Annotated in this window: 20 protein-coding genes; 14 read left to right on the top strand and 6 right to left on the bottom strand. The window is 60.5% G+C overall.

Annotated elements, in window-relative coordinates:
- Positions 1 to 4 precede the first annotated feature (4 nt).
- From fruA to fruB, 3 genes are read right to left on the bottom strand one after another with little or no spacing between them, the layout of a single operon-like run.
- Complete coding sequence (fruA, locus tag GKN89_RS05965) at positions 5 to 1,687, bottom strand: PTS fructose transporter subunit IIBC (RefSeq protein ID WP_154746533.1); 1,683 nt, start codon at positions 1,685 to 1,687, stop codon at positions 5 to 7.
- Between the two features lie 11 nt (positions 1,688 to 1,698).
- On the bottom strand, positions 1,699 to 2,640 hold the full coding sequence (fruK, locus tag GKN89_RS05970; RefSeq protein ID WP_004935702.1) for a 1-phosphofructokinase: 942 nt from the start codon (positions 2,638 to 2,640) through the stop codon (positions 1,699 to 1,701).
- Complete coding sequence (fruB, locus tag GKN89_RS05975) at positions 2,637 to 3,770, bottom strand: fused PTS fructose transporter subunit IIA/HPr protein (RefSeq protein ID WP_019453621.1); 1,134 nt, start codon at positions 3,768 to 3,770, stop codon at positions 2,637 to 2,639. The genes fruK and fruB overlap by 4 nt, the downstream gene beginning before the upstream one ends.
- Positions 3,771 to 4,018: 248 nt before the next feature.
- Here fruB and GKN89_RS05980 point away from each other — a divergent pair, with 248 nt between their 5' ends.
- The 4 genes from GKN89_RS05980 (at position 4,019) to GKN89_RS05995 (ending at position 9,653) form a co-directional block, all read left to right on the top strand.
- Entirely contained in the window at positions 4,019 to 4,441 is a 423-nt protein-coding gene (locus GKN89_RS05980; RefSeq protein WP_019453623.1) for an NUDIX hydrolase, read from the top strand.
- A 233-nt stretch (positions 4,442 to 4,674) separates the two neighbouring features.
- The gene (locus GKN89_RS05985; protein WP_060559953.1) at positions 4,675 to 5,835 is read left to right on the top strand and encodes a NapC/NirT family cytochrome c; all 1,161 of its coding nucleotides are present in this window, start codon (positions 4,675 to 4,677) and stop codon (positions 5,833 to 5,835) included.
- Between the two features lie 12 nt (positions 5,836 to 5,847).
- Positions 5,848 to 8,322, top strand: coding sequence for a trimethylamine-N-oxide reductase TorA (gene torA, locus GKN89_RS05990; protein WP_154746534.1), 2,475 nt, complete (start codon positions 5,848 to 5,850; stop codon positions 8,320 to 8,322).
- Between the two features lie 155 nt (positions 8,323 to 8,477).
- Complete coding sequence (locus GKN89_RS05995) at positions 8,478 to 9,653, top strand: sugar efflux transporter (protein WP_025160184.1); 1,176 nt, start codon at positions 8,478 to 8,480, stop codon at positions 9,651 to 9,653.
- Here the strand turns inward: GKN89_RS05995 and GKN89_RS06000 are convergent.
- Complete coding sequence (locus tag GKN89_RS06000) at positions 9,650 to 9,904, bottom strand: YkgJ family cysteine cluster protein (RefSeq protein WP_019453627.1); 255 nt, start codon at positions 9,902 to 9,904, stop codon at positions 9,650 to 9,652. The genes GKN89_RS05995 and GKN89_RS06000 overlap by 4 nt on opposite strands.
- A 269-nt stretch (positions 9,905 to 10,173) precedes the next feature.
- Between GKN89_RS06000 and mtr the strand changes: the two genes are divergently transcribed.
- The gene (gene mtr / locus GKN89_RS06005; RefSeq protein ID WP_019453628.1) at positions 10,174 to 11,418 is read left to right on the top strand and encodes a tryptophan permease; all 1,245 of its coding nucleotides are present in this window, start codon (positions 10,174 to 10,176) and stop codon (positions 11,416 to 11,418) included.
- A gap of 126 nt (positions 11,419 to 11,544) precedes the next feature.
- Entirely contained in the window at positions 11,545 to 12,117 is a 573-nt protein-coding gene (yeiP, locus tag GKN89_RS06010) for an elongation factor P-like protein YeiP (protein ID WP_004935725.1), read from the top strand.
- A gap of 42 nt (positions 12,118 to 12,159) precedes the next feature.
- On the opposite strand, the gene uxuA is transcribed toward yeiP, so the two are convergent.
- A complete protein-coding gene (gene uxuA, locus GKN89_RS06015; protein WP_154746535.1) occupies positions 12,160 to 13,350 on the bottom strand; it encodes a mannonate dehydratase in 1,191 nt (396 codons plus the stop codon).
- A 293-nt stretch (positions 13,351 to 13,643) separates the two neighbouring features.
- On the opposite strand from uxuA, the gene GKN89_RS06020 reads away from it, so the two are divergent.
- Complete coding sequence (locus GKN89_RS06020; protein WP_154746536.1) at positions 13,644 to 15,116, top strand: mannitol dehydrogenase family protein; 1,473 nt, start codon at positions 13,644 to 13,646, stop codon at positions 15,114 to 15,116.
- Between the two features lie 62 nt (positions 15,117 to 15,178).
- On the opposite strand, the gene GKN89_RS06025 is transcribed toward GKN89_RS06020, so the two are convergent.
- A complete protein-coding gene (locus tag GKN89_RS06025) occupies positions 15,179 to 15,487 on the bottom strand; it encodes a type 1 fimbrial protein (RefSeq protein ID WP_019453631.1) in 309 nt (102 codons plus the stop codon).
- Positions 15,488 to 15,805: 318 nt separating this feature from the next.
- Between GKN89_RS06025 and GKN89_RS06030 the strand changes: the two genes are divergently transcribed.
- The 7 genes from GKN89_RS06030 (at position 15,806) to GKN89_RS06060 (ending at position 24,581) form a co-directional block, all read left to right on the top strand.
- Positions 15,806 to 16,780 (top strand): GTP-binding protein, encoded by a 975-nt coding sequence (locus GKN89_RS06030; RefSeq protein ID WP_154746537.1) that lies wholly within the window; start codon positions 15,806 to 15,808, stop codon positions 16,778 to 16,780.
- A gap of 78 nt (positions 16,781 to 16,858) precedes the next feature.
- Complete coding sequence (locus GKN89_RS06035; RefSeq protein ID WP_063919743.1) at positions 16,859 to 17,569, top strand: phosphatase PAP2 family protein; 711 nt, start codon at positions 16,859 to 16,861, stop codon at positions 17,567 to 17,569.
- A gap of 410 nt (positions 17,570 to 17,979) precedes the next feature.
- Positions 17,980 to 18,555 carry a bifunctional murein DD-endopeptidase/murein LD-carboxypeptidase gene (mepS, locus tag GKN89_RS06040; protein WP_025160183.1) on the top strand — a complete coding sequence of 192 codons (576 nt, stop codon included), beginning with the start codon at positions 17,980 to 17,982 and terminating at the stop codon, positions 18,553 to 18,555.
- Between the two features lie 412 nt (positions 18,556 to 18,967).
- A complete protein-coding gene (locus tag GKN89_RS06045) occupies positions 18,968 to 20,554 on the top strand; it encodes a cyclic di-GMP phosphodiesterase (RefSeq protein WP_019453636.1) in 1,587 nt (528 codons plus the stop codon).
- Between the two features lie 89 nt (positions 20,555 to 20,643).
- Positions 20,644 to 22,455 (top strand): extracellular solute-binding protein, encoded by a 1,812-nt coding sequence (locus tag GKN89_RS06050; RefSeq protein WP_019453637.1) that lies wholly within the window; start codon positions 20,644 to 20,646, stop codon positions 22,453 to 22,455.
- A 9-nt stretch (positions 22,456 to 22,464) separates the two neighbouring features.
- Positions 22,465 to 23,559 (top strand): microcin C ABC transporter permease YejB, encoded by a 1,095-nt coding sequence (locus GKN89_RS06055; RefSeq protein WP_063919745.1) that lies wholly within the window; start codon positions 22,465 to 22,467, stop codon positions 23,557 to 23,559.
- Positions 23,556 to 24,581 carry an ABC transporter permease gene (locus GKN89_RS06060; protein WP_019453639.1) on the top strand — a complete coding sequence of 342 codons (1,026 nt, stop codon included), beginning with the start codon at positions 23,556 to 23,558 and terminating at the stop codon, positions 24,579 to 24,581. The genes GKN89_RS06055 and GKN89_RS06060 overlap by 4 nt, the downstream gene beginning before the upstream one ends.

Below are 24,581 nucleotides of genomic sequence, written 5' to 3' on the forward strand. Positions count from 1 at the left end.
AGGCTTACGCCGCGGCGGCTACCGGCGCTTCAGCACGTTTCAGCAGGGCGTACGTCACCCCCGCCAGCAGCGTGCCTGCAGCGATCGCCACCAGGTACAACAGCACCGGCGAAATCGCGCCCGGGATCAGCAGCACGAACAGCCCACCGTGCGGCGCCATCAGTTTGGCGCCGAAGGCCATCGACAGCGCGCCGGTCAGCGCCCCGCCGGCAATGCAGCACGGCAGCACGCGCATCGGATCGCGGGCGGCGAATGGAATCGCCCCTTCGGTAATAAAGCACAGCCCCAGCACCAACGCCGCCTTGCCGCCTTCCTGTTCGGATTTCGGGAACTTGCGGCGCGCCAGCAGCGTCGCCAGCCCCATCGCCAGCGGCGGTACCATGCCCGCCGCCATGATCGCCGCCATCGGCGCATACACCGAGGAGCTGAGCAGCGCGACGCCGAACGCGTAGGCCGCTTTGTTCACCGGGCCGCCCATGTCGGTGCACATCATGCCGCCGAGGATTGCGCCCAGCAGCACTGCGTTGGCGGTGCCCAGCGATTGCAGCCAATGGGTCAGGCCTTCCATGATCTTCGCCACCGGCGTGCCGACCACGTAAATCATGATAAGGCCGGTGATCAGGCTGGCAACCAGCGGAATGATCAGGATCGGCTTCAACGCTTCCATGCTTTGCGGCAGACGCAGCTTGCTGCTGATCGCCTTGGCGACGTAACCCGCCAGGAAGCCGGCGATGATACCGCCGAGGAAACCGGCGCCGGTGCTCACCGCCAGCATGCCGCCGATCAGGCCCGGCGTCAGCCCCGGACGATCCGCGATGGAAAAGGCGATGAAACCGGCCAATACCGGCACCATCAGCGCGAAGGCGGAGCCGCCGCCGATCTGCATCAGCGCCGCCGCCAGCGTGCCTTTGACTTCAAACGCCTTGATGCCGAACACGAACGACAGCGCGATGCACAACCCGCCTGCCACCACCATCGGCAGCATGTAAGACACGCCGGTCAGCAGGTGGCGATACGGGCCGTTGCCCTCTTTCTTTTTCGCCGCCGGCGCCGCGTTGCCGCGCTGCTGCGGTTGGAACACTTCCGCCTCGGCCTGCGCCTTGTCCAACTCCTGGGCGGTTTTCTTCAGCGCCAGGCCGGTCGAAGTGCGATACATCGGCTTACCGGCAAATTTGTCCAGATCCACTTCGATGTCCGCCGCGACGATCACCAAATCCGCCGCCGCCACTTCTTCCGGAGTGATAGCGTTGCCGGCGCCCACGGAGCCGCGCGTTTCCACCTTCACCCACCAGCCGCGCTTCTTCGCTTCGCTTTCAATGGCTTCGGCGGCCATAAAGGTGTGCGCCACGCCGGTCGGGCAGGCAGTGATCGCCACGATGCGTTTTTGCCCGGCGGCTTTCACCGCCGCCGCCTGCGGCGCCTGATAGGTTTCAGCTTCGGCCTTGGCCCGTGCCAGAAAAGCCTCCGGTTCACGCACCGCCTGCTCTACCTCACCCACATACACCAATTTGCCGTTCAGCCCGGCGTCAGCAGGCGCAGTCTGCCCTGCCACCACCACCAGTTCGGCATCCTGCAGCGACTCGACCAGCGTCAGGCCGGTTTTGGCCGCGGCAGCCTCCAGCATGCGTTTCGCCAGGTGGCCACGGGCCTGCCCCAACGAACTGTCTACCATCAGCAGCGTTTTCATTCTGCCTCCTGCTATTGATTGAAAGGTTTCAGATCGACGCGCGCCATCATCGCGGCCAACTGGGGACGATCGGTCACGCCGACGTTGCTCTGGCTGACCGCCAGCGCCGCTACCGCCGTGGCCAAACGCAGGGTGTGTTCGCTGGATTCGCGCATCAACAGGCCGTAAATCAGGCCGCCGACCATCGAATCGCCGGCACCCACGGTGCTGACCACCTCACAGGACGGCGGTTTGGCGATCCAGGCGCCGGAAGCGTTAACCCACAGCGCGCCTTCCGCACCGAGGGAGATCACCACGTGGGCGATGCCCTGCTCGCGCAGCGCATGCGCGGCCTCAACCACGTCCGCCAGCGCCGGCAGCGGGCGGCCGGCCCAGATTTCCAGCTCGCGGCGGTTCGGTTTGACCAACCACGGCGAGGCCTTCAGCCCGGCGACCAGCGCTTCGCGGCTGCTGTCGAAAATGATGCACGGGCACTTGGCGCGCAGCTGGGTCATCCAGTCGGTAAACGCATCGGGATCGACGCCGGCCGGCAGGCTGCCGCTCACCGCCACCATATCGAACTGGCCCAGCCAGCTCAGCGAGTCGCTGACGAAACGATCCCAGTCCTGCGGCGTGACTTCAAAACCGGAGAAGTTAAAGTCGGTCACTTCGCCGTCTTTTTCCGTCAGCTTGACGTTGATACGGGTGCGGCCCGGCACCACCTGGAAGCGGTTGGCGATCCCCAGATCGCTGAACAGCAGCTGGAAACCGTCCTGATTGTCTTTGCCCAGGAAGCCGCCGACGGTGACGTCGATGCCTAAATCCTTCAACACCTTGGCGACGTTGATGCCCTTACCGGCAGCGTGCAGGCCGGCGGTTTTTACCCGGTTGACTTCCCCGCGCTCGATCTGCGGGCAGAAACCCACCAGATCGTACGCCGGGTTCAAGGTGATCGTTGCTACTCTTCTGCTCATGCTGCGCCCTCGCCCAGTCCTTCATTAATCGCTTCGCCGATCGCCTTCAGCGCGGCTTCAGCATCTTCTCCATTGGCGGTAAAGCGCAGGTGGTGCCCTTTCTTCACGCCCAGCGCCACCACCTTCATCAGGCTGCGCCCGTTGGCCGGCTTGCCGCTGCCGTCCAGGTTGGTGACGGTGATGTCACTGTTGAAACTTTTGATCACGTTAACCAGCGCCGTGCCCGGCCGCGCGTGCAGACCGTGCTCGTTGCGGATCACGAACTCGGCGCTCAGCACGCTGCTCTCCTCGGCCACTTCACTGGTCAGCAGCGCCAGCACGCCAGCGGCATCCGCCTTCAGCAAGCGTTCAGCTTTATTGGCCAGCAGCAGATCGCTGAGGTAATTGAGCACCGCCAGCGGCTGCGCGTCGGCGACCGACACCGTCAGCAGCAGCGCCACCGGCTCGCCGTCTTCCACGAAAGCCTGCGCCGGTCGGCTGACGGTGGCCGCGCTGGCCAGGTTGCCTTCAACGCTGTCGCTCAGCCAGATACCCTGCCCCAGGTTCAGCGGCCTGCGGGTGATGACATCGCTGACGAACTGCGCATTGACCGCACCGACCTTTTGCAGCCGGCCGGCGTTCAGCGCCTGCAGCGTCATCAGGCTGTCGGCCGCGACGTCGAGCGCAATCAGCGAGACGTCAAACTGGAATTCGGCGCTCTGCTGCTCGCCCATCAACAGGCTGCGCAGCTCTTCCGCAGAGGTGGTTTTCGCCAACCGCTCCGCCACGCTGTCATCGCTCAGCACGTGGGTGAGCTGACGCAGCAGCGCCAAATGCTCGTCGGAACGGGCGGCGATGCCGATCGCTACATAGGCGGTCTGGCCTTCTCCCCAGGTGATGCCCTGCGGGAACTGAAACACCTGCACGCCGGTTTTCAACACCAGATCACGGGTATCGGTGGTGCCGTGCGGAATGGCGATGCCGTTACCCAGATAGGTGGACGTCTGCAGTTCGCGCTGCAGCATGCCGTCTACATAGCCGGCGCTGACGCAGCCGGCTTCGGTCAGGGCGGCGGCCACCTGACGGATGGCCTCCTGCTTACCGGTAGCCGCGGCGCCCAGATGAATGTCTTGCGGTGACAACTGGAACATGATTCTCCTCTCCTGCTGAATTGAATCGTTTCAGCTTCATTGAGAAAAAGGAGCGCTATCCGCTGACCACAAGCGGCGGGATAACGCTGAAACGTTTCAAGGAGTGTGTGAGCAGCGCAAGGCGAAAGCAAGTTTTCTCCCTTTCGCCATTGCAGATTTTTGAGCTTACGCACACTTTCGCCGGCGCATTGGTCAGCGCCGGGGCAAAATGACATACTGGTGCTGAAACTTTGCTGACGGAGAAAAGCATGAACGTAGTGACGGGCGTCGGGGTGATCATCGTCAACCCGCAAGGCGAGATTTTGTTGGGCAAACGCTGCGGTTCCCACGCGCCCTTTTGGTCGATTCCCGGCGGCCATCTGGAGGCCGGGGAGACCTTCGAGCAGTGCGCCCAGCGCGAAATCGCCGAAGAGACCGGCTTGCTCATCGATCCGCCGCGCTTCGTGGGCGTCAGCAACAATCTGCAGACCTGGCGCGCCGAAGGCAAACACACGGTGTCTATCTGCCTGCAGGTGGCCCACCCCGGCGGCGCAGCCGAGCTGAAAGAACCCGAGAAATGCGCCGAGTGGCGCTGGTGCACGCCTGAAGCCCTGCCGGAACCCCATTTCGAAGCCAGCCGCACCGCTATCCGCCTGTGGCTGAGCGGCCAAGCCTACCTGCCAGCGGTCTGATCCAGTGCGAGCGCGTGCTGCGCTCGCTTCCCCTGCCGCATCGCCCCACCGTTATATAAATTAGAATATAACGCTATTTTTTGCGATATACGCCATTTTTTTGACTACGGATAACCCTATGGGGTTAACCCTCTTCTATCATTATCCCTGCACTCGACGTGGCATTCTGACCTCCGGTCGGCGGCCTTTTGGCAAGATTTTATTTTAAATTCATAATTATAAGCGGGTTTACCATGAGCAAAAAACTGACTGGCTTTGAAAAAAAGCGTCGGTGGGGATGGCTATGGCTTTTGCTGCTGGGGATTATCCTCGGCGCGGCGCTGTTGGCCGGGACCGCCACCGTATTCCATAAAACCAGCGATACCGCCTTCTGCGTTTCCTGCCACACCATGCAACAACCGTTGGCCGAATATCAGGGCAGCGTCCACTTCCAGAACACCAAGGGCATCCGCGCCGAGTGCGCCGACTGCCACGTGCCGCACCAGCCGATCGATTATCTGTGGACCAAAATCCGCGCGGTGAAAGACATTTACGGCGAGATGGTCGGCACCATCGATACGCCGGAGAAATACGAAGCGCACAAGCTGGCGATGGCGCAGTCGGTCTGGAAAACGCTGAAAGAGAACGACTCGGCCACCTGCCGCTCCTGCCACAGCTATGACGCCATGGATATCACCGCCCAGCGCCCTGAAGCGCGCCTGCAGCACCCGGTGGCGATCAAACAGGGCGAAACCTGCATCGATTGCCACAAGGGCGTGGCGCATATCTTGCCGGACATGAGCGGCGAAACCCAGGCTGGCGCCGCCGAGCTGGCGAAGGCCGCGGCGTTGACCGCACCGGACGCCACCACCCTCTACACCATCGCCACCGAGCCGTTCTTCCTCGGCGCCAACGACAGCCATAACGCCGGCAACCTGATGCCGTCCACCGAAGTGCAGGTGGTCAAGCAGGATGGCGACAAAGTGCTGGCCACCGTCAGCGGCTGGCAGCAGGACGGGGTCAGCGAAGTGTTCTACGCCGCGCAGGGCAAACGCATCCTCAGCGTGCTGCTGGGTGAAGACGCACGCCAACAGCTGAAGACCGCCGCCACCCAGACCGATGCGGAAACCGGCCTGGTCTGGCATCAGGTTTCTCTGCAGGTGTGGCTGCCGCGCAAACAGTTGATCGACGATCAGCAAAAAATCTGGCGCTACGCCGCAGACATGATGTCGGCCAACTGCACCGGCTGCCACGGGCTGACCGCGCTCGATCGCTTCAACGCCAACCAATGGATCGGCGTCATCAAAGGCATGGCGCCGCGCACTTCGCTGACACAGGAACAGCTGCGCGTGCTGACGCAATACGTACAAAAACACGCCAGCGACATGCCACCTGCCGCACCGGCCAAGCTTTAAGGGAGAAGCGCAATGAGCAACCAACAACCGTTAACCATGAGCCGCCGCCGCTTCCTGACCGGCGCCGCCGCGCTGGCCACCGCCCCGCTGCTGGCGGGCTTATGGCCCAAAGCGGCGCTGGCGCAGGCCATCAGCGAAGCGCTGCCGCAGTTCATCGTCTTGCGTCAGGCGCAGAAAGGCATTCTGACCGGCGCTCACTGGGGCGCGTTTGAAGCCATCGTGCAAGACGGCAAGATGGTCGGCGTGCAGCCGGTGCAGGACGATCCGTATCCGAATGAGCTGATCACCATGGCGCCTTATCAGGTGCACGCCGAGAACCGCATCAAATACCCGATGGTGCGCAAAAGCTGGCTGGAGGGCGGCCCCGGCAGCCGCACCGAACTGCGCGGCCGCGACGAGTGGGTGCGCGTCAGCTGGGACAAAGCGACCGAGCTGGTGTGCAATGAGATCGTTCGCCTGCAAAAAGATCACGGGCCGCAGTCGATCTACGCCGGTTCCTACGGTTGGAAAAGCGTCGGCATGCTGCACAACAGCCGCACGCTGCTGCAGCGCCTGATGAACCTGACCGGCGGTTTCCTCGGCTACGCCGGCGACTACTCCACCGGCGCGGCGCAGGTGATCATGTCGCACGTGGTCGGTTCGATGGAGGTCTACGAGCAGCAGACCGCCTGGCCGAACGTGATCGAGAACAGCGAGCTGGTGATCCTGTGGGGCTGCAACCCGATGGTCACGCTGAAAAACAGCTGGAACGTGCCGGATCACGTCGGCCAGACCGGCTTCGAGGCGCTGAAGAAGAAAGGCACCCGGGTGATCAGCATCGATCCGGTGCACAGCGACAGCGCCAAGTTCGTCAATGCACAGTGGATCGCCCCGCGTCCTTATACCGACGGCGCGATGCTGATCGGCATCGCCCACACGCTGCTGACCGAGAAGCTGCATAACCCGGACTTCCTGAAAACCTACACCGTCGGCTTCGACAAGTTCCAGGCCTACCTGTTGGGCAAGAGCGACGGCGTGGAGAAAACAGCCGAATGGGCGGCCGACATCAGCGGCGTCGATGCCGATACGCTGCGCGGACTGGCGCGCGAGATGGCGAAACACCGCACCATGATCATGGGCGGCTGGGGCATTCAGCGCCAGCACCACGGCGAACAGCAGCACTGGCTGCTGGTGACGGTGGCGGCGATGCTCGGCCAGATCGGCCTGCCGGGCGGCGGCTTCGGCTTCAGCTACCACTATTCCTCCGGCGGCAGCCCGACCGCCAAAGGCGGCATCATCGCCGGCATCTCGGCCGGCAACGCGCCGAAGAACTCGCCGGCGCCGATCCCGGTGGCGCGCATCGCCGAATGCCTGAGCAATCCGGGCAAAACCATCGACTTCAACGGCGCCAAGGTCACCTACCCCGAGGTGAAAATGGTGTATGTGGCGGGCGGCAACACCTTCCACCAGCATCAGGACACCAATAACCTGGTCAAAGCCTGGCAGCGGCCGGACACCATCGTGGTCAACGAGCCTTACTGGACCGCCACCGCCAAGCATGCCGACATCGTGCTGCCGGCCACCACCAGCTACGAGCGCAACGATCTGGAGATGGGCGGCGACTATTCGCAGCTCTACGTGTTCCCGATGCATCAATGCGTGCCGCCGCAGCACGAGTCGCGCAGCGACTTCGACATCTTCTCGGCGATGGCGGCCAGGCTGGGCGTGCAGGAAGCCTTCACCGAGGGCAAGGATGAAACCCAGTGGCTGAAAGGCATGTACGACGACATGAAGAACCAGGCGCGCGCCGCGCGGGTGGCGCTGCCGCCGTTCGACATGTTCTGGCAATCCAATAACTACGTGCGTTTCCCGGTGCCGGAGGCCAACACGCAGTGGGTGCGCTTTGCCGACTATCGCGACAACCCGCTGCTGAACCCGCTGGGCACGCCGTCGGGCAAGATCGAGATCTACTCCGACGCCATCGCCAAAATGCATTATGCGGATTGCCCCGGCATCCCGACCTGGATGCCGCCGCACGAGTGGTATCGCGGGCCGGAAGCGGCCAAATATCCGCTGTCGCTCAATACCGCGCACCCGACCAACCGGCTGCATTCCCAGCTCGACAACACGCCACTGCGCGAGAAATACGCGGTGGCGGACCGTGAAGCGATCCTGATCCACCCGCAGGACGCGCAGCCGCGCGGCATCAGCGGCGGCGATCTGGTGCGGGCGTTCAACGATCGCGGCCAGATCCTGGTGGGCGCGGTGGTCAGCGAAGACGTGCGGCCCGGCGTGGTGCGCATCAGCGAAGGCGCCTGGTTCGATCCGGCCGATCCGGCGCAGCCCGGCTCGCTGTGCAAGAACGGCAACGTCAACTGCCTGACCTTCGACATCGGCTCTTCCAGCCTGGCGCAGGGCAACTGCGGGCAGATGGCACAGCTGCAGATCGAGAAGTATCAGGGGCCGGCGCTGAAAAACACCGCGCACGCGGTGCCACAAGGCGCCTGATTTATCGGCAAGTATCCGGGGCGCGGTGCGCCCCTTTTTTCTCGTCGCCGCGCGAAATATTCGCTTACCCTACGCCGCTGGATAGCGGTTTGCGTTTCTTTTCAACGGGCGTATGATGCGCGCGACCTCCCTTTTTCGACGAATTCTCAACCGCCATGCCGACTTCATCCGCAGTAACGCGACGCGCGCCCGACCTCACTTCGCTGGCCTTTTTGGCGGTGGCGTTCCTGACCGGCATCGCCGGCGCTTTGCAAACCCCGACGCTGAGTCTGTTTCTGGAAACCGAGGTTAAGGTGCGGCCGGCGCTGGTCGGGCTGTTCTTTACCGGAAGCGCGGTGATCGGCATTTTGGTCAGCCAGTTTCTAGCCGGCCGTTCGGATAAAAAAGGCGACCGCAAATCACTGATTTTCCTCTGCTGCATGCTGGGCGCGCTGGGGTTCACGCTGTTCGCCTGGAGCCGCAACTATTACCTGCTGCTGCTCGTCGGCGTACTGCTCACCAGCTTCGGTTCCACCGCTAACCCGCAGATGTTTGCGCTGGCGCGCGAGCACGCCGATCGCTCCGGACGCGAGGCGGTGATGTTCACCTCCATCATGCGCGCCCAGGTCTCCCTCGCCTGGGTGATCGGTCCGCCGATCGCCTTTGCGCTGGCGCTGGGATTCGGCTTCAAAACCCTGTATCTGGCGGGCGCGGCAGCCTTTGTGCTGTGCGGCCTGCTGGTGTGGCAGCGGTTGCCTTCGATGCCAAAGGCCGTGGCGGCGGGCGCCCCGCTGGCCGCGCCGCGCCAACATCGCCGCGATTCGCTGCTGTTGTTCGCCGCCTGCACCCTGATGTGGACCGCCAACAGCATGTACCTGATCACGATGCCGCTGTATGTGGTGCACGAATTGCGGCTGCCGGAACGGCTGGCCGGGATACTGATGGGCGCCGCCGCCGGGCTGGAGATCCCCATCATGCTGCTCGCCGGGCTGGCGGCGAAACGCTGCGGCAAGCGTTTCCTGATGCGCGTGGCGGTGGTCGCCGGCGTGCTGTTCTACGCTGGCCTGCTGTTTATCACCGGCAGCGGGCAACTCATCGCTCTGCAGCTGCTGAATGCGGCGTTTATCGGCGTGCTGGCGGGGATCGGCATGCTCTATTTCCAGGATTTGATGCCCGGTCAGGCCGGCACCGCCACCACGTTGTTCACCAATACCATCCGGGTGGGCTGGATCATTGCCGGCGCCCTCGCCGGCGCGGTGGCGGAAATCTGGCGCTATCATGCGGTGTTTTACGCCGCGCTGGCGATGGCGGCAGGGGCGACGCTGTGTCTGTGGAAGCTGAAGGAGGCTTAGGGCGCAGTGTCCGCTTCCAGCCTGGCGAGATAGATCAACGCCTGATCGCGGTGATCGTGGCACATGTCGCGGCTCGGCTGCAGGCTGCCACACACCTTCGGCCGCAGCGGCGAGTGAAACAGGCCGCAGCGCAGCTGTTCATCCAAATGAATGCAGCGGGTATTGGCGGGCTTGCCGTTCGGCATGCCGGGGATCGGGCTGGATATTGACGGCGCGATACAGCAGGCGCCGCAGTCGCTGCGACAGTCCATCAGCGCTACTCCTGGTGGGCTGGGGAAAAGAAGCGCGACAATAGCAGCCGCGCGCGGCGGCCGCCAGCAGAATCCCTGCGGCTCGGCGATCTTTACACACTTCTCGCGGCGGCTTGGCGCCGGTTTATTTAGCCACGTGGCGAATAAACGCCCAAAACATCTCATTTTAAAGATAAAAACGCGTGAAACGTGCAATCCCCCTGCTTTACATGCGTCATACACCAATGTACCATTGAGCTAGTACAAAAGAACCTCTTTCAGGAGCACACATGTCTACGGACACCATCCAGAAGCTGGCCCGCCCTTCCGTCCTCGGCGGCGCGATGATCATTGCCGGTACCGCCGTTGGCGCCGGCATGTTTTCCATTCCGATCGTCACTTCCGGTGTCTGGTTCAGCGGCTCCGTCGCGCTGCTGGTGTATACCTGGGCCTGCATGTTGCTGTCCGGCCTGATGATCCTCGAAGCCACGCTGCACTACCCGAGCGGCGCCAGCTTCAACACCATGGTCAAGGATCTGCTGGGTAAAGGCTGGAACGCCGTGAATGGCCTGTCGGTGGCATTCGTGCTGTACATCCTGACCTACGCCTATATCTCCGCCGGCGGCTCGATCATCGCCCACACGCTGGAAGGCATCGTCGGCGTCGGCCAGACTACCGCCGGCCTGGTGTTCGCACTGGTGGTGGCATTTATCGTCTGGCTCTCCACCCGCGCGGTCGATCGCCTCAGCACCATTCTGATCGGCGGCATGGTGATCACCTTCGTGATGTCGGTGGGCGACATGTTCACCCACGTGCAGCCTGCGGTGCTGTTCAACAGCGGCGACGATCGGGCCAGCTACCTGCCTTATGCCTTGGCGGCGTTGCCTTACCTGCTGACCTCGTTCGGCTACCACGGCAACATTCCCGGGCTGGTGAAGTACTACCACAAGGACAGCGGCTCCGTGGTGCGCAGCCTGGTGTACGGCACCCTGCTGGCATTGGCTATCTACATCCTGTGGCAGTATGTGATTCAGGGCAATATCGCGCGCGACGCCTTTAAACAAGTGATCGCCGAAGGCGGCAATATCGGCAGCCTGCTCAAGCAAATGGGCAACGTCTCCAGCAGCCAGACCGTCAGTCAACTGCTGAACGCCTTCTCCTATATGGCGCTGGCCAGCTCGTTCCTCGGCGTGTCGCTGGGCCTGTTCGATTATCTGGCGGACTTCTGCAAGTTCAAGGACGACGCCGTCGGGCGCAGCAAGACCGCTCTGGTGACCTTCGTGCCGCCGACCCTGGCCGCGCTGCTGTTCCCGAACGGCTTCCTGTACGCCATCGGCTTCGCCGGGCTGGCGGCCACCATCTGGGCGGTGATCGTGCCGGCGCTGATGGCGCGCGCCAGCCGCCGCCGCTACCCGCAGGCGGGTTACCGCGCACCGGGCGGCCGCGCCGTGATTCTGTTCGTCATCCTGTTCGGGCTGATCAACGCCGCCGCGCATATCCTGTCGCTGTTCGGCCTGCTGCCGGTCTTCCAGTAATCCTTGAAGGGAGAGCGCCTGCTCTCCCTTTCCTGCACTGTTTTTACGCCGGGCTCTTGCCTGAAATCGGCGGCGCGAGTACCTTGTCGCAACTTCTCTAATACTCTTCATTGCGGATGAATTGAAATGGCAAGAGCTAACGAAATTAAGCGCGGCATGGCGATCAGCTACAACGGCAAACTGCTGCTGGTAAAAGATATCGACGTGCAGAGCCCGAGCGCCCGTGGCGCCAGCACCCTGTACAAAATGCGCTTCTCCGACGTGCGCACCGGCCTGAAAGTGGAAGAACGCTTCAAGGGCGACGATATTCTGGACACCATTTCCCTGTCGCGCCGCAAGGTGAACTTCTCCTATATCGACGGTGAAGAATACGTGTTCATGGACGACGAAGATTACACGCCGTACATCTTCAAGAAAGACCAGATCGAAGATGAACTGCTGTTCATTCCGGAAGGCGGCCTGCCGGGCATGCAGGTGCTGACGCTGGATGGCCAGGTGCTGGCGCTGGAGCTGCCGCAAACCGTGGATATGGAAATCGTCGAGACCGCGCCGGGCATCAAAGGCGCCTCCGCCAGCGCCCGCAACAAACCGGCCACCATGGCGACCGGTCTGGTGATCCACGTGCCGGAATACCTCAGCGCCGGCGACAAGATCCGCATTCATATCGCCGAACGCCGCTATATGAGCCGCGCCGACTAGTCGCGCCTACGGGGCCGATGCTCGGCCCCGTGTCACTTTCCGCTACGGCAATTCCGGGAAAAAGCGCCGCTTGAGCGCCAGCTCGACGCCGCGCAGCTCCGCCAGCCCTTTCAACCGCCCGATGGCCGAATAGCCCGGATTGGTTTTCTTTTTCAAATCGTCCAGCATCTGATGCCCATGATCGGGGCGCATCGGGATCGGCCGCCGATCGCCCGCCCGTTGCCGCCGCAACTCTTCGGTCAGGATCGCTTCGATCACCGCCACCATGTCCACATCGCCCTGCAGGTGCGCCCCTTCATGGAAGCTTTTCGGGTTTTCCTCGCGGCAGGTGGCGCGCAGATGGGTGAAATGAATGCGATCGCCGAAGGTTTCAATCATCCGCACCAGATCGTTGTCGGCGCGCACGCCGTATGAACCGGTACACATCGTGAAACCGTTATGGAGGCTGTCGACGGTCTGTTTCAGCCACTGCATGTCTTCCAGGGTGGAAACGATGCGCGGCAGGCCGAGGATCGGCCGCGGCGGATCGTCGGGGTGCACCGCCAGCCGGATGCCGGCCTCTTCCGCCACCGGCACGATGGCGCGCAGAAAGACCGCCATGTTCTCGCGCAGCCGCACCTTGTCGATGCCATCATATTCCGCCAACCGCCGGCGGAACTGCTCCAACGTATAGCCTTCTTCCGCTCCCGGCAGCCCGGCGATAATGTTGCCTGTCAGCCGTTTTTTTTCCTCCTCGCTCATGGCGGCGAAATAGGCCGCCGCCTGACTGCGCTCCTCTGACGTATAGTCCGCCTCGGCACCGGTGCGCTGCAGGATATGCAGCTCGAACGCGGCGAAGGCGGTCTGATCGAAACGCAGCGCTTTGGAACCGTCCGGCAGCGGATAGGCCAGATCGGTGCGCGTCCAGTCGAGGATCGGCATGAAGTTGTAGCAGACGGTGTCGATGCCGCAGGCCGCCAGGTTGCGCAGCGTCTGTTGATAGTTGACGATATGCCGCCGCCAGTCGCCGCTGTGGGTTTTGATCTCCTCATGCACCGGTACGCTTTCCACCACCGACCACACCAGCCCCTTTTCCGCCAGCAGCGCCTGCCGCGCGCGGATCTCGTCGATCGGCCAGACCTCGCCGTTCGCGATATGGTGCAGCGCCGTCACCACCCCGGTCGCCCCGGCCTGACGTACGTCGTCCAAAGAGACCGGATCGTTCGGGCCATACCAACGCCATGTTTGTTCCATGTTTTATCCTTATGCCTGTCTCGCACCGCAATGCTGTTATACCAGTTTAATTTAGATGTCAGCTATCTTTACCTTACTCTTTCGCCCTCCACTGTCAAAACCGAACCCTTGATTGGTTGATCCACTTCACGAATCTGGCTTATTTTGGACAGGCCAATTTATTTGACTGGCTGACAGCTCTACACTGGCCGCAGTTTTATATCGTCAGCGCGCCCTTGTTGATAGGGCGACAAACTGGTCCGCTAACTTGACGCAAGGGGCCAACCAGCTGTCTTACAGGCTTTGGAGATGAGATGAAAACGATCGCCAACACCCCGCTGCCGGGCGCCGTCCGGCAACCGAGCTATGACCGCCGAGCCCTGCGCAGCCGCATCGTGCACCTTGGTTTCGGTGCGTTCCACCGCGCGCATCAGGCGCTGCTGACCGATCGGGTGCTGAACGCCCAAGGCGGCGACTGGGGCATTTGCGAGATCAGTCTGTCCGGCGGCGTACCGCTGTTTGAGGCGCTGCGACAGCAGGATCATCTGTACAGCGTGCTGGAGAAAGGCGCGGACGGTCATCAGGCCATCGTGATCGGCGCGGTGCGTGAGAGCCTGCACCGCAAGCTGGAGGGCATCGCCGCGGTGCTGGAGAAGCTGGCCGAACCGCAGGTGGCGATCGTCTCGATGACCATTACCGAAAAAGGCTACTGCATCGAGCCCGGCAACGGGCGACTGGATCGGCAGCATCAGGGGATCGTCGCCGATCTGGCGTGGCCGCATCAGCCGCAGACCGTGCCCGGCATTTTGGTGGAAGCGCTGCGGCTGCGGCGCGAACGCGGCCTGCCCGCCTTCTCCCTGCTCTCCTGCGACAATATTCCGGAGAACGGCCATGTGCTGCGCCGGGCGGTGCTCGATCTGGCGCAGGCGCGGGATCCGTCGCTCGCCGATTGGATCGCCAGCGCCGCTACCTTCCCCTGCACCATGGTGGATCGCATCGTGCCGGCCGCCACGCCGGCCACGCTGGATGAGATCGCCGCCGCGCTGGGCGGCGTGCGCGACGAATGCGCCATCGCCTGCGAGCCCTTCATTCAATGGGTGGTGGAAGACCACTTCGCCGCCGGACGCCCGGCGTGGGAGTTGGCCGGCGCCCAGTTGGTCAGCGATGTGCTGCCGTTTGAACACATGAAGCTGCGCATGCTGAACGGCAGCCACTCGTTCCTGGCTTACCTAGGCTACCTGGGCGGCTACCGCTATATCAACGAGTGCATGGCGGATGAGCACTACCGCCGCGCCGCCCTGCGGTTGATGCTGGATGAACAGGCGCCAACGCTGAGCGTCACCGGCATCAGCCTGCCCGACTATGCCGCACAGCTTATCGCGCGTTTCAGCAATCCGGCGCTGCAACACCTCACCTGGCAGATCGCCATGGACGGCACGCAGAAGCTGCCGCAGCGCCTGCTGGATGCCGTGTGCTGGCATCTGCGGCACGGCGGCGACTATAGCGGGCTGGCGTTGGGCGTGGCGGGCTGGATGCGTTACATCGGCGGCGTCGATGACGCCGGTGAGCCGATCGACATTCGCGATCCGCTGGCAGACATGCTGCTGCAGACGGTTGCCGCAACGCCGGACGATCGACGGCGCGTAACGGCGCTGTTGGCGTTGAAATCGGTATTCGGCGAAACGCTGGCGGCGCATGCGGCGTTTAGCGAAGCGGTGACGCAAGCCTATTTATCGCTGCGCGATCGCGGTGCGCGTGAAACGGTGAAGGAGTGGGTGATGCGGTGAGGAGCCTGCAGAGCCGAGAATAACCATGCCGGCGTAACGTTACGCCGGCATGGTGGAACGACTTAACGATAAACGACCGTCATAACAGCGAGTTTCTTCTGTTGGTCTACCCACTTCATTTCGGTTGTGCCTAGATTTAGCGGAAGTTCTTTGCGTGTAGTATCAAAACCTGACAACGCTTGCTGGGCCTGATAATGCTGGCCGTTACGGTAACATTGCGTATTCGCCTTAGAATCTGCAATATTGACCGTGCAAGGACTTTCAACGATAGAACCGACGAAGCGAATTACCCCGCCGGCCACTCCTGCATGACTCACTGCCGTCCATGAAAACAACATTCCTACGATCAAAAATAACCGAAAGATATTCATGGCAACCTCATTTCTAGTTAAGCCAATTTAACCATAGAGGATCTTGTTCGGAATAATCGCAAGGAAAGGGGCAGGATTTGATCGTTAATCGCGTCATTAACAATGTAAAAACAAGCTACTAACAAAAGTTAACCGTATCTAATACAGGGTTTTATCTAAGAACTTTCTTGTTCTGAAAAGTGGATTTTGTCGGTTGAAAAGCGCAGGGTGACGTGCAAAATTTGAGAGATAGAGCACAAATTAAATCGCAGCGGCCTTGCCAATCCGGCAGCGTAACTCATTTATTAAGCAAGTTAATTTTTGCACCTGGAATTATTAATGACCAAAACCAATCTGATTACCGGCTTCCTCGGCAGCGGTAAAACCACCACCATCCGCCATTTGCTGGCTCATAAACCCGAGCATGAGCGCTGGGCGGTATTGGTCAATGAATTCGGCGAAATCGGCATCGACGGCGCGCTGCTGGCGGACAGCGGCGCGGTGCTCAAAGAGATCCCCGGCGGCTGTATGTGCTGCGTCAACGGCCTGCCGATGCAGGTGGGTTTGAATATGTTGTTGCAGCAGGCCAAACCGGACCGGCTGCTGATCGAGCCAACCGGGCTTGGGCATCCGAAACAAATCCTGTCGCTGCTGACCCAGGAGAGCTATGCCGGCTGGATCGATCTGCAGGCGACGCTGTGCCTGCTGGACGCGCGCCAGCTCAGCCAACCGCGCTACCGCGACAACGAAAACTTCCGCGATCAGCTGGCCGCAGCCGACATTATTTTGGCCAGCAAAAGCGATACCTATCAGGCAGAAGATCGGCTGGCGCTAACAGCCTGGACGGCGCAGGATCCGCTGCAGCGGCCCTGCTACGCTATCGCGCAAGGCGAGGCGGATGTCGCGCTGTTGTCACTTCCGCGCACGAATCGTACAGAATTGCCGGACGCGCAGCATCATCATGGGCAGGCGAAAACGCAGGGATTGGCGGCGTTGCGGCTACCGGAAAACGCCCGCTGGCGGCGGGCGTTGAACGAAGGGCAAGGCTTCACCAGCTGCGGCTGGATTTTTGACGGCGAAACCCGGTTCGACACCGTAGGTTTTATGGAGTGGGTGCGGCTGGCACCGGTCGAACGCGCCAAAGGCGTGGTGCGCATCCCCGAAGGCACACTGCTGATCAACCGCCAGGGCCAGGATCTCAACATCGAAACTCGTCCGGCTGCCCCGCTCGATAGCCGCATTGAGCTGATCCACAGCGAAAATGCCGATTGGAACGCCCTGCAATCCGCCTTGTTTAAGATTCGTTTAAGTTAAATCTCGTACCGTTGCCCCCCCGGTTGTCGCAGGGCAGCCGGGTTTTGTTTCATTTTCATTTTTTCAACAGGTTATGTCATGACACGCCGCAATTTACCCTTCATTCTCTTCTTCAACTTACTGGGCGTTGCGCTGTTTCTGTCCTGGTTCCTGCCGGCCAACCACGGCGGCTGGTTTACCCTGGACTCGGCGATCTTCTTCTTCTTTAACCGCCATCTGGCCACCGACCCGTCATTTTTGCACTTGGTCGCCATCACCAATAACCGGGCGTTCGATGTGATTTCGCTGCTCGCCATGGGCCTGCTGTACCTGTACTTCTACCTGAAGCAGGACGCCGCCGGCCGCCGCCGCCTGGTGATCACCGGCGTGGTGATGCTGCTGACCGCTGTGGTGCTGAACCAACTGGGTCACCTGCTGCCGGTGAAACATCCGAGCCCAACCCTGACCTTCGACAATATCAATCGCGTTAGCGAGCTGACCGGTATCCCCACCAAGGACGCTTCCGGCGACAGTTTCCCCGGCGACCACGGCATGATGCTGATTATTTTTTCCTGCTTTATGCTGCGCTATTTCGGCCGCAGCGCCTTTGCCATCGCCTTGCTGATTACGCTGGTCTTTTCATTGCCGCGCGTGATGATTGGCGCCCACTGGTTTACCGACATCGCCGTCGGTTCGCTCTCCGTGGTGCTGGTTGGCGCCAGCTGGGTGTTGATGACGCCTTGCAGCGACTGGATTATCGATCGGTTGAATCGCCTGTTGCCCGGCAAACACCGCCCCGGCCAACCATAACTTGCGTCTATGACTCATGCCGGGAGGTCCACGCCTCCCGTGCTCTCCCCCCGCGCAGCGCGCAAAATTTCACCGCCGCCCGTTAACGCTTTTACAACCTGATTTCACGCCAGATTCATACATCGGACAATTGGCGTTTTTTATATGAAGATTTACATTATGTTACATCACAAATTCATATAAAAAAGACGGGAAAAAGGCTCGCAATCCCCTATCTGTTCCGGTAATCTCGGATGCGTTTGTGCCTGGTTTAAGTTGAATCAGTATGGAATCCGGTAAAAATGTGCGTTCCCGCACGTTTTCAGCGGTAACTGATTGTCGATGCAGCAGGTGCAGATTAGGCTCGTTCCGTTTGGCATTTTTCAGGTAGCGACTTTCGTCGTTAAGGACTTCAAGGGAAAACAACAACAATGGTCAAATCTCAACCGTTTCTGAGATATTTTTTGCGGGCGATCCCTGCAATTGCCGCTGCGGTTATGCTGTCAGCGTGCAGCTCGACTCACACTTCGAACTTGAATAACGCACAAACTGAGATGCGTGCAGTTAATGACAAAGACGGTCTTTTACTGCAAGCCTCTCAGGATGAATTCGAAGCGATGGTCCGCAACGTTGACGTCAAGTCAAAGATTATGGATCAGTACGCGGACTGGAAAGGCGTTCGCTACCGCTTAGGCGGTGACACCAAGCGCGGCATCGATTGCTCGGCGTTTGTACAGCGCACCTTCCGCGAACAGTTCGGCATGGATTTACCGCGTTCGACCTATGAACAGGAAGATCTCGGCAAGAAAATCCAGCGCACCAAGCTGCGCGCCGGCGATTTGGTGCTGTTCCGCGCCGGTTCCACCGGGCGCCATGTCGGCATCTATTTAGGCAACGACCAGTTCGTTCACGCCTCCACCAGCAGTGGTGTCATGATTTCCAAGCTGACCGATAACTACTGGGACAAACGTTATCGAGAAGCGCGTCGGGTGCTGACCAGCGGCTGACGGCGCCATGCCTTGAAGTTTCTGAAGACCAAACGAGCGATAAGCGCCGCCTACGGGCGGCGTTTTTATTGCTGTCGAACCGCCGAATCACCGGGGTTTGGCCGGGTATTATCGTTACCTTCCCCACCAAGCCGCCGCCACCCACCATTATTTTGATAAACTGTTGGCAGGAAATCGCGCCGGCGAGGAGAAACTCGCCTATTATCGTCAGATGACGGCAACGGCACCCCGGCGTTATTTAAAACGTTACCGCTTAAAATATGCGCAATATATTTATCAGCGACGCTTCGCATTTAAACGGCGCCGTCGGCTGGGTACAGGATAGAAAGGCAAAAATGAAAAAAAAGCCGTTGGCACAATCCATTAAATGGCTGCGCAATAACCCTGACGCCCTGATGCAGAGGACTCGATTATGGGCTTGAAAAGGGCTTTCGCCCGCAGCGTGTCGCTTCGGCAGCGCAGTCTGGCTAAGAGCTGCGTCGCCGCCCTGGTCTTTTTTACGCTATTTACCGCGGTCACGCTTTCTTTGATCAACCACCAACGCACGCAATATCAGCATAAGGTTGAAGCTCGCACCAGGCAGTTCTCGCTGGATTATATTTCGCACCTGACGGCGGTCATGCAAAAAATGATGCCGTTGCTGGACAAGCCTTGCCTCTCCAGCCAGTCGGACATTACCTATCAGGCGGCCTTCACCAGCGGCGTGCGCACCTTCCTGTTAGTGAAGGAAGGTTACGCCTATTGCTCATCCGCCACCGGCGACATGATGTTGCCGATGAAAAATCTGTATCAGGATATCGACTGGACTCTGCCTCTGGATATGAAATTGCAGCAGGGCACGCCGATTGTGCCGAACAAACCGGCGGTGGCGGTTTGGCTGCGGCATCCCGGCGAGCCGGCTACCGGTATTCTCGCGACGCTGGACATCGATCTGATGCCTTATCTGCTGTTCACCTCGCATGACGAACAGGCGCCGGGCATCGCCATCGTGATGGGCCAGCGCGCCCTGACCACTTTCAGCCCGAACCTGATGCCGGTCGATCAGCTGCCGAAAGGCAAGGCGGATTACCTGACGCTGCCCAATCTGCCGCTGACCATTATGTTCTACAACGAAAAATTGACGCCTAATGACATCCGCCTGACGCTGCTGGGCAGCCTGGTGCTGTCGCTGATGATCGGCGTGCTCTGCTATTACATGCTGCTGCTGCGGCAAAGCCCGGAGCGCGCGCTGCTGCGCGGCATCAAGCGCAATGAGTTCTTTGTCGAATACCAACCGGTGTTTCATACCGGCAGCAACAGCATCGGCGGACTGGAAGCGCTGATTCGCTGGCAGCATCCTATCGAAGGGCGCATTCCGCCGGATATCTTTATCCCTTATGCCGAAAGCAACGGGCTGATCGTGCCGCTCACCCGCCACCTGTTCAGACTGATCGCCGAAGATGCGCCGCAGCTGGCCAAAGCCTTACCGCAAGGCGGCAAGCTCGGCCTCAATATCTCCCCCTCCCACCTCAGCGCGCCATCCTTCCACCAGGACGTGTATGAACTGCTGGCGCAGTTGCCGTGCAACTACTTTACGCTGGTGTTTGAAATTACCGAACGCGGCATGGTGGAAGAAGAGAGCGCGCTGGCGGAATTCGACTGGTTGCATAAGCAGGGCATCGAGATCGCGGTAGACGACTTCGGCACCGGCCACAGTGCGCTTATTTATCTTGAACGTTTCACCATGGATTACCTGAAGATCGATCGCGGCTTCGTCAATACCATCGGCCAGGATACGGTCACTGCACCGGTGCTGGATGCCGTGATTTCGCTGGCGAGAAAGCTGAAAATGCTGACGGTGGCCGAAGGCGTGGAAACCGCCGAGCAAATGCAGTTCTTGCAGGAACACGGCGTCAACTTCATGCAGGGTTATTACTTCAGCAGGCCCTTGAGCCTCGACAATTTCGTCGCTTACTGTAAGGCGCATCAGGTCTTTGATTATCAGGAAAAAAATAGTTAATCTTTAAGCATCTTTACCCTGCGCCTCCCCGAAGAATGTTATGCTGGGCGCAGGTTGTACTTCATTCCACAGCAGGAGCTTACCGTCTGATGTCCGTGCGCATTTTCGCAGCTTTGGTGCTTTCGACACTGAGCTTCGGTCTGCAGGCCGAGGCCCTCAATGAAAGCTACGCTTTCGCCCTTCTCGGTGAACCGAAATACGCCACCGACTTCAGCCATTTCGACTACGTCAATCCGGCGGCGCCCAAAGGCGGCGACGTGCGGCTGGCGGCCATCGGCACCTACGACAATTTCAACCGCTTCGCCACCCGCGGCGTGCCCGGTGCGCGTACCGACCAACTCTACGATACCCTGTTCGCAACGTCCGACGACGAACCCGGCAGCTATTACCCGTTGATTGCCGAATCGGCCCGTTATCCCGGCGATCTGCGCTGGGTCGAAGTGGATATCAACGCCCGCGCCCGTTTCCACGACGGCAGCCCGATCACCGCCGCCGACGTGGCCTTCACCTTCAACAAATTCATGACCGAGGGTGTACCCCAGTTTCGTGCTTTTTACAAAGGCGTCACGGTCAAGGCCATCTCGCGCTTGACGGTGCGCATGGAGTTCCCACAGCCGAACAAAGAGGCGATGCTGTCGCTATTCGGCAGTCTGCCGATCCTGCCGGCGGCCTTTTGGCAACAGCATAAGCTCAATGAACCGCTCAACACCCCGCCACTCGCCAGCGGCCCGTATAAAATCAGCGATTACCGCCTCGGCCAGTACATCACCTACCAACGGGTGCGCGACTACTGGGCCGCTAATCTGCCGGTGAACCGTGGCCGTTACAACTTCGACAGCATTCGCTACGATTATTATCTGGACGATAAAGTGGCGCTGGAAGCCTTCAAGGCCGGCGCTTACGATTTCCGCATCGAGCCGTCGCCCAAGAGCTGGGCCACCCAATATCAGGGCGGCAACTTTGCACGCAACTACATCATCAAGCAGGATGAAGTGAATCAGGCGGCGCAGAATACCCGCTGGCTGGCGTTCAACGTCCAAAAGCCGCTGTTCGCCGATCCGCGCGTGCGTGAAGCGATCACTCTGGCTTTCGACTTTAGCTGGATGAACAAGGCGCTGTATTACAACGCCTATCAGCGCACCGACAGCTATTTCCAAAACACTGCCTACGCCGCCCGCGGCTATCCGGACGCCGACGAATTGGCCTTGCTGGCGCCGCTTAAGGGCCAGGTGCCGCCGGAAGTGTTTACCAACATCTACCAACCGCCCTCTTCCGACGGCAGCGGTAACGACCGGCAAAATCTGCTGAAGGCGACCCAACTGCTGAAAGAGGCCGGCTGGGTGGTCAAAAATCAGAAGCTGGTCAACGCCAAAACCGGCCAGCCGTTCACCTTTGAACTGATGCTGCTGAGCGGCAGCAACTTCCAGTACGTGCTGCCGTTCCGCCATAACTTGCAGCGGCTGGGCATCGAGATGCAAATCCGCGAAATCGACGCTTCGCAGTACACCCGCCGCATGCGCGAGCGCGATTTCGACATGATGCCGACGGTGTATCAGGCGATGCCGTTCCCCACTGCCGACTTGCGCATCATTTGGGACTCAGAGTACGTCAACTCAAGTTACAACAGTCCCGGCGTCAAGGATCCGGCGGTCGACAGCCTGGTCAGGCAAATCGCCGCCCATCAGGGCGACGAAAAAGCCCTGCTGCCGCTCGGTCGCGCGCTGGATCGGGTGCTGACCTGGAATCGCTATATGCTGCCAATGTGGTACTCCAGCCACGATCGCTACGCCTATTGGGACAAGTTCTCCACGCCGCCGATCCGCCCGGCCTATGCGATCGGATTCGACAACTGGTGGTACGACGTCAACAAGGCGGCACGTTTACCGGCTCAACGGCAATAAGGAGTCGGAATGGCAGCCTATCTGATACGCAGACTGTTACTGGTGATCCCCACGCTGTGGGCGATCATCACCATCAACTTTTTTATCGTGCAAATCGCCCCCGGCGGCCCGGTCGATCAGGCCATCGCCGCCATCGAACTGGGTCAGGGCAGCGGTTTTGGCAGCGGCGGCGTGAATGAAGGTCTGGGCCATGCTCGGGCCGGCGTTCCCGCCGCAACTGAAGGCCAATATCGCGGTTCGCGCGGCTTGGATCCGGAGGTGATCGCCGAGATCACTAAGCGTTACGGCTTCGACAAACCGCTGCACGAGCGCTACTTCACCATGCTGTGGAACTATATGCGCTTCGACTTCGGCGACAGCCTGTTTCGCGGCGCTTCAGTGATGCAGCTGATCGGCCAGAGCCTGCCGGTCTCCATCACGCTGGGCCTGTGGAGCACGCTGATCATCTATCTGGTGTCGATCCCGCTCGGCATCCGCAAGGCCGTCCACAACGGCAGCGCGTTCGATACCTGGAGCAGCACGCTGATTATCATCGGCTACGCCATTCCGGCTTTTCTGTTCGCCATTCTGATGATCGTGCTGTTCGCCGGCGGCAGCTACCTGGACTGGTTCCCGCTGCGCGGCCTGGTGTCGAGCAACTTCGACACCCTCTCGTGGCCGGCGAAGATCGCCGACTACCTGTGGCACATCACGCTGCCGGTGCTGGCGACGGTGATCGGCGGTTTCGCCACCCTGACCATGCTGACCAAGAACTCATTCCTCGACGAGATCCGTAAACAATACGTCACCACCGCCCGTGCCAAGGGGCTGGACGAGAAAAAAATCCTCTACCGCCACGTGTTCCGCAACGCCATGCTGCTGGTGATCGCCGGTTTTCCGGCCACCTTTATCAGCATGTTCTTCACCGGCTCGCTGCTGATCGAAGTGATGTTCTCGCTCAACGGCCTGGGGCTGCTGGGCTACGATGCCACACTGCAGCGCGACTACCCGGTGATGTTCGGCACGCTGTATATCTTCACCCTGATCGGCCTGCTGTTGAATATCCTCAGCGATATCACCTACACCCTGGTCGATCCGCGCATTGACTTCGAGGCCCGCCAATGAGCCGCCTTAGCCCGATCAACCAGGCACGCTGGGCGCGTTTTCGCCGCAACCGCCGCGGTTACTGGTCGCTGTGGATCTTCTTGGTGCTGTTCACCCTCAGCCTGGCCGCCGATCTGATCGCCAACGACAAACCGCTGTTGGTGCGTTATGAAGGCCGGCTGTATCTGCCGTTTATGATCAACTACAGCGAAACCGCGTTCGGCGGCGAGCTGAGTACCGAAGCCGACTATCAGGATCCGTTCGTGCAGCGGCAGATCGAACGGCACGGCTGGGCGGTTTGGGCGCCGATCCGCTTCAGTTACGACACCATCAATTTCGCCACCGAGGTGCCCTTCCCCTCGCCGCCTTCGCGCCACAATCTGCTCGGCACCGACAGCAACGGCGGCGACGTGCTCGCTCGTGTGCTGTACGGTTTTCGCATTTCGATGCTGTTCGGCCTGGCGCTGACGCTGTTTTCCAGCCTGATCGGCGTGTGCGTCGGCGCGACGCAGGGATATTACGGCGGGCGCTTCGATCTGTGGGGGCAACGCTTTATCGAAGTGTGGTCGGGCATGCCGACGTTGTTTCTGATCATTCTGCTGTCGAGCATCGTTCAGCCCAATTTCTGGTGGCTGCTAGGCATCACTATCCTGTTCGGCTGGATGAGCCTGGTGGGCGTGGTGCGCGCCGAGTTTCTGCGCACTCGCAACTATGACTATATCCGCGCCGCGCGCGCCATGGGCGTGTCGGATCGGGTCATCATGTCCCGCCATATGCTGCCCAACGCCATGGTGGCAACGCTGACCTTCCTGCCGTTTATCCTCTGCGGCTCGATCACCACCCTGACGTCGCTCGATTTTCTCGGCTTCGGCCTGCCAATAGGTTCGCCGTCGCTCGGCGAACTGCTGCTGCAAGGCAAAAACAATCTGCAGGCGCCGTGGCTCGGCATCACCGCCTTCCTGGTATTGGCGGTACTGCTGTCGTTATTAATCTTTATCGGCGAAGCGGTGCGCGACGCCTTTGACCCCAGCAAGGCGCATTGA

It is taken from the genome of Serratia sp. YC16, assembly GCF_009707615.1.
Classification (GTDB): Bacteria; Pseudomonadota; Gammaproteobacteria; order Enterobacterales; family Enterobacteriaceae; genus Serratia; species Serratia surfactantfaciens.

Excerpts from the sequence above, each read along its gene's own strand:
- GKN89_RS06050 (WP_019453637.1), top strand. The coding sequence starts at position 20,644 with ATGTCCGTGCGCATTTTCGCAGCTTTGGTGCTTTCGACACTGAGCTTC.
- GKN89_RS06045 (WP_019453636.1), top strand. The coding sequence starts at position 18,968 with ATGGGCTTGAAAAGGGCTTTCGCCCGCAGCGTGTCGCTTCGGCAGCGC.
- GKN89_RS06025 (WP_019453631.1), bottom strand. The coding sequence starts at position 15,487 with ATGAATATCTTTCGGTTATTTTTGATCGTAGGAATGTTGTTTTCATGG.
- mtr (WP_019453628.1), top strand. The coding sequence starts at position 10,174 with ATGTCTACGGACACCATCCAGAAGCTGGCCCGCCCTTCCGTCCTCGGC.
- GKN89_RS05985 (WP_060559953.1), top strand. The coding sequence starts at position 4,675 with ATGAGCAAAAAACTGACTGGCTTTGAAAAAAAGCGTCGGTGGGGATGG.
- torA (WP_154746534.1), top strand. The coding sequence starts at position 5,848 with ATGAGCAACCAACAACCGTTAACCATGAGCCGCCGCCGCTTCCTGACC.
- mepS (WP_025160183.1), top strand. The coding sequence starts at position 17,980 with ATGGTCAAATCTCAACCGTTTCTGAGATATTTTTTGCGGGCGATCCCT.
- GKN89_RS06055 (WP_063919745.1), top strand. The coding sequence starts at position 22,465 with ATGGCAGCCTATCTGATACGCAGACTGTTACTGGTGATCCCCACGCTG.
- GKN89_RS06030 (WP_154746537.1), top strand. The coding sequence starts at position 15,806 with ATGACCAAAACCAATCTGATTACCGGCTTCCTCGGCAGCGGTAAAACC.
- fruA (WP_154746533.1), bottom strand. The coding sequence starts at position 1,687 with ATGAAAACGCTGCTGATGGTAGACAGTTCGTTGGGGCAGGCCCGTGGC.
- uxuA (WP_154746535.1), bottom strand. The coding sequence starts at position 13,350 with ATGGAACAAACATGGCGTTGGTATGGCCCGAACGATCCGGTCTCTTTG.
- fruB (WP_019453621.1), bottom strand. The coding sequence starts at position 3,770 with ATGTTCCAGTTGTCACCGCAAGACATTCATCTGGGCGCCGCGGCTACC.
- GKN89_RS06060 (WP_019453639.1), top strand. The coding sequence starts at position 23,556 with ATGAGCCGCCTTAGCCCGATCAACCAGGCACGCTGGGCGCGTTTTCGC.
- GKN89_RS05980 (WP_019453623.1), top strand. The coding sequence starts at position 4,019 with ATGAACGTAGTGACGGGCGTCGGGGTGATCATCGTCAACCCGCAAGGC.
- yeiP (WP_004935725.1), top strand. The coding sequence starts at position 11,545 with ATGGCAAGAGCTAACGAAATTAAGCGCGGCATGGCGATCAGCTACAAC.
- fruK (WP_004935702.1), bottom strand. The coding sequence starts at position 2,640 with ATGAGCAGAAGAGTAGCAACGATCACCTTGAACCCGGCGTACGATCTG.
- GKN89_RS05995 (WP_025160184.1), top strand. The coding sequence starts at position 8,478 with ATGCCGACTTCATCCGCAGTAACGCGACGCGCGCCCGACCTCACTTCG.
- GKN89_RS06020 (WP_154746536.1), top strand. The coding sequence starts at position 13,644 with ATGAAAACGATCGCCAACACCCCGCTGCCGGGCGCCGTCCGGCAACCG.
- GKN89_RS06035 (WP_063919743.1), top strand. The coding sequence starts at position 16,859 with ATGACACGCCGCAATTTACCCTTCATTCTCTTCTTCAACTTACTGGGC.
- GKN89_RS06000 (WP_019453627.1), bottom strand. The coding sequence starts at position 9,904 with ATGGACTGTCGCAGCGACTGCGGCGCCTGCTGTATCGCGCCGTCAATA.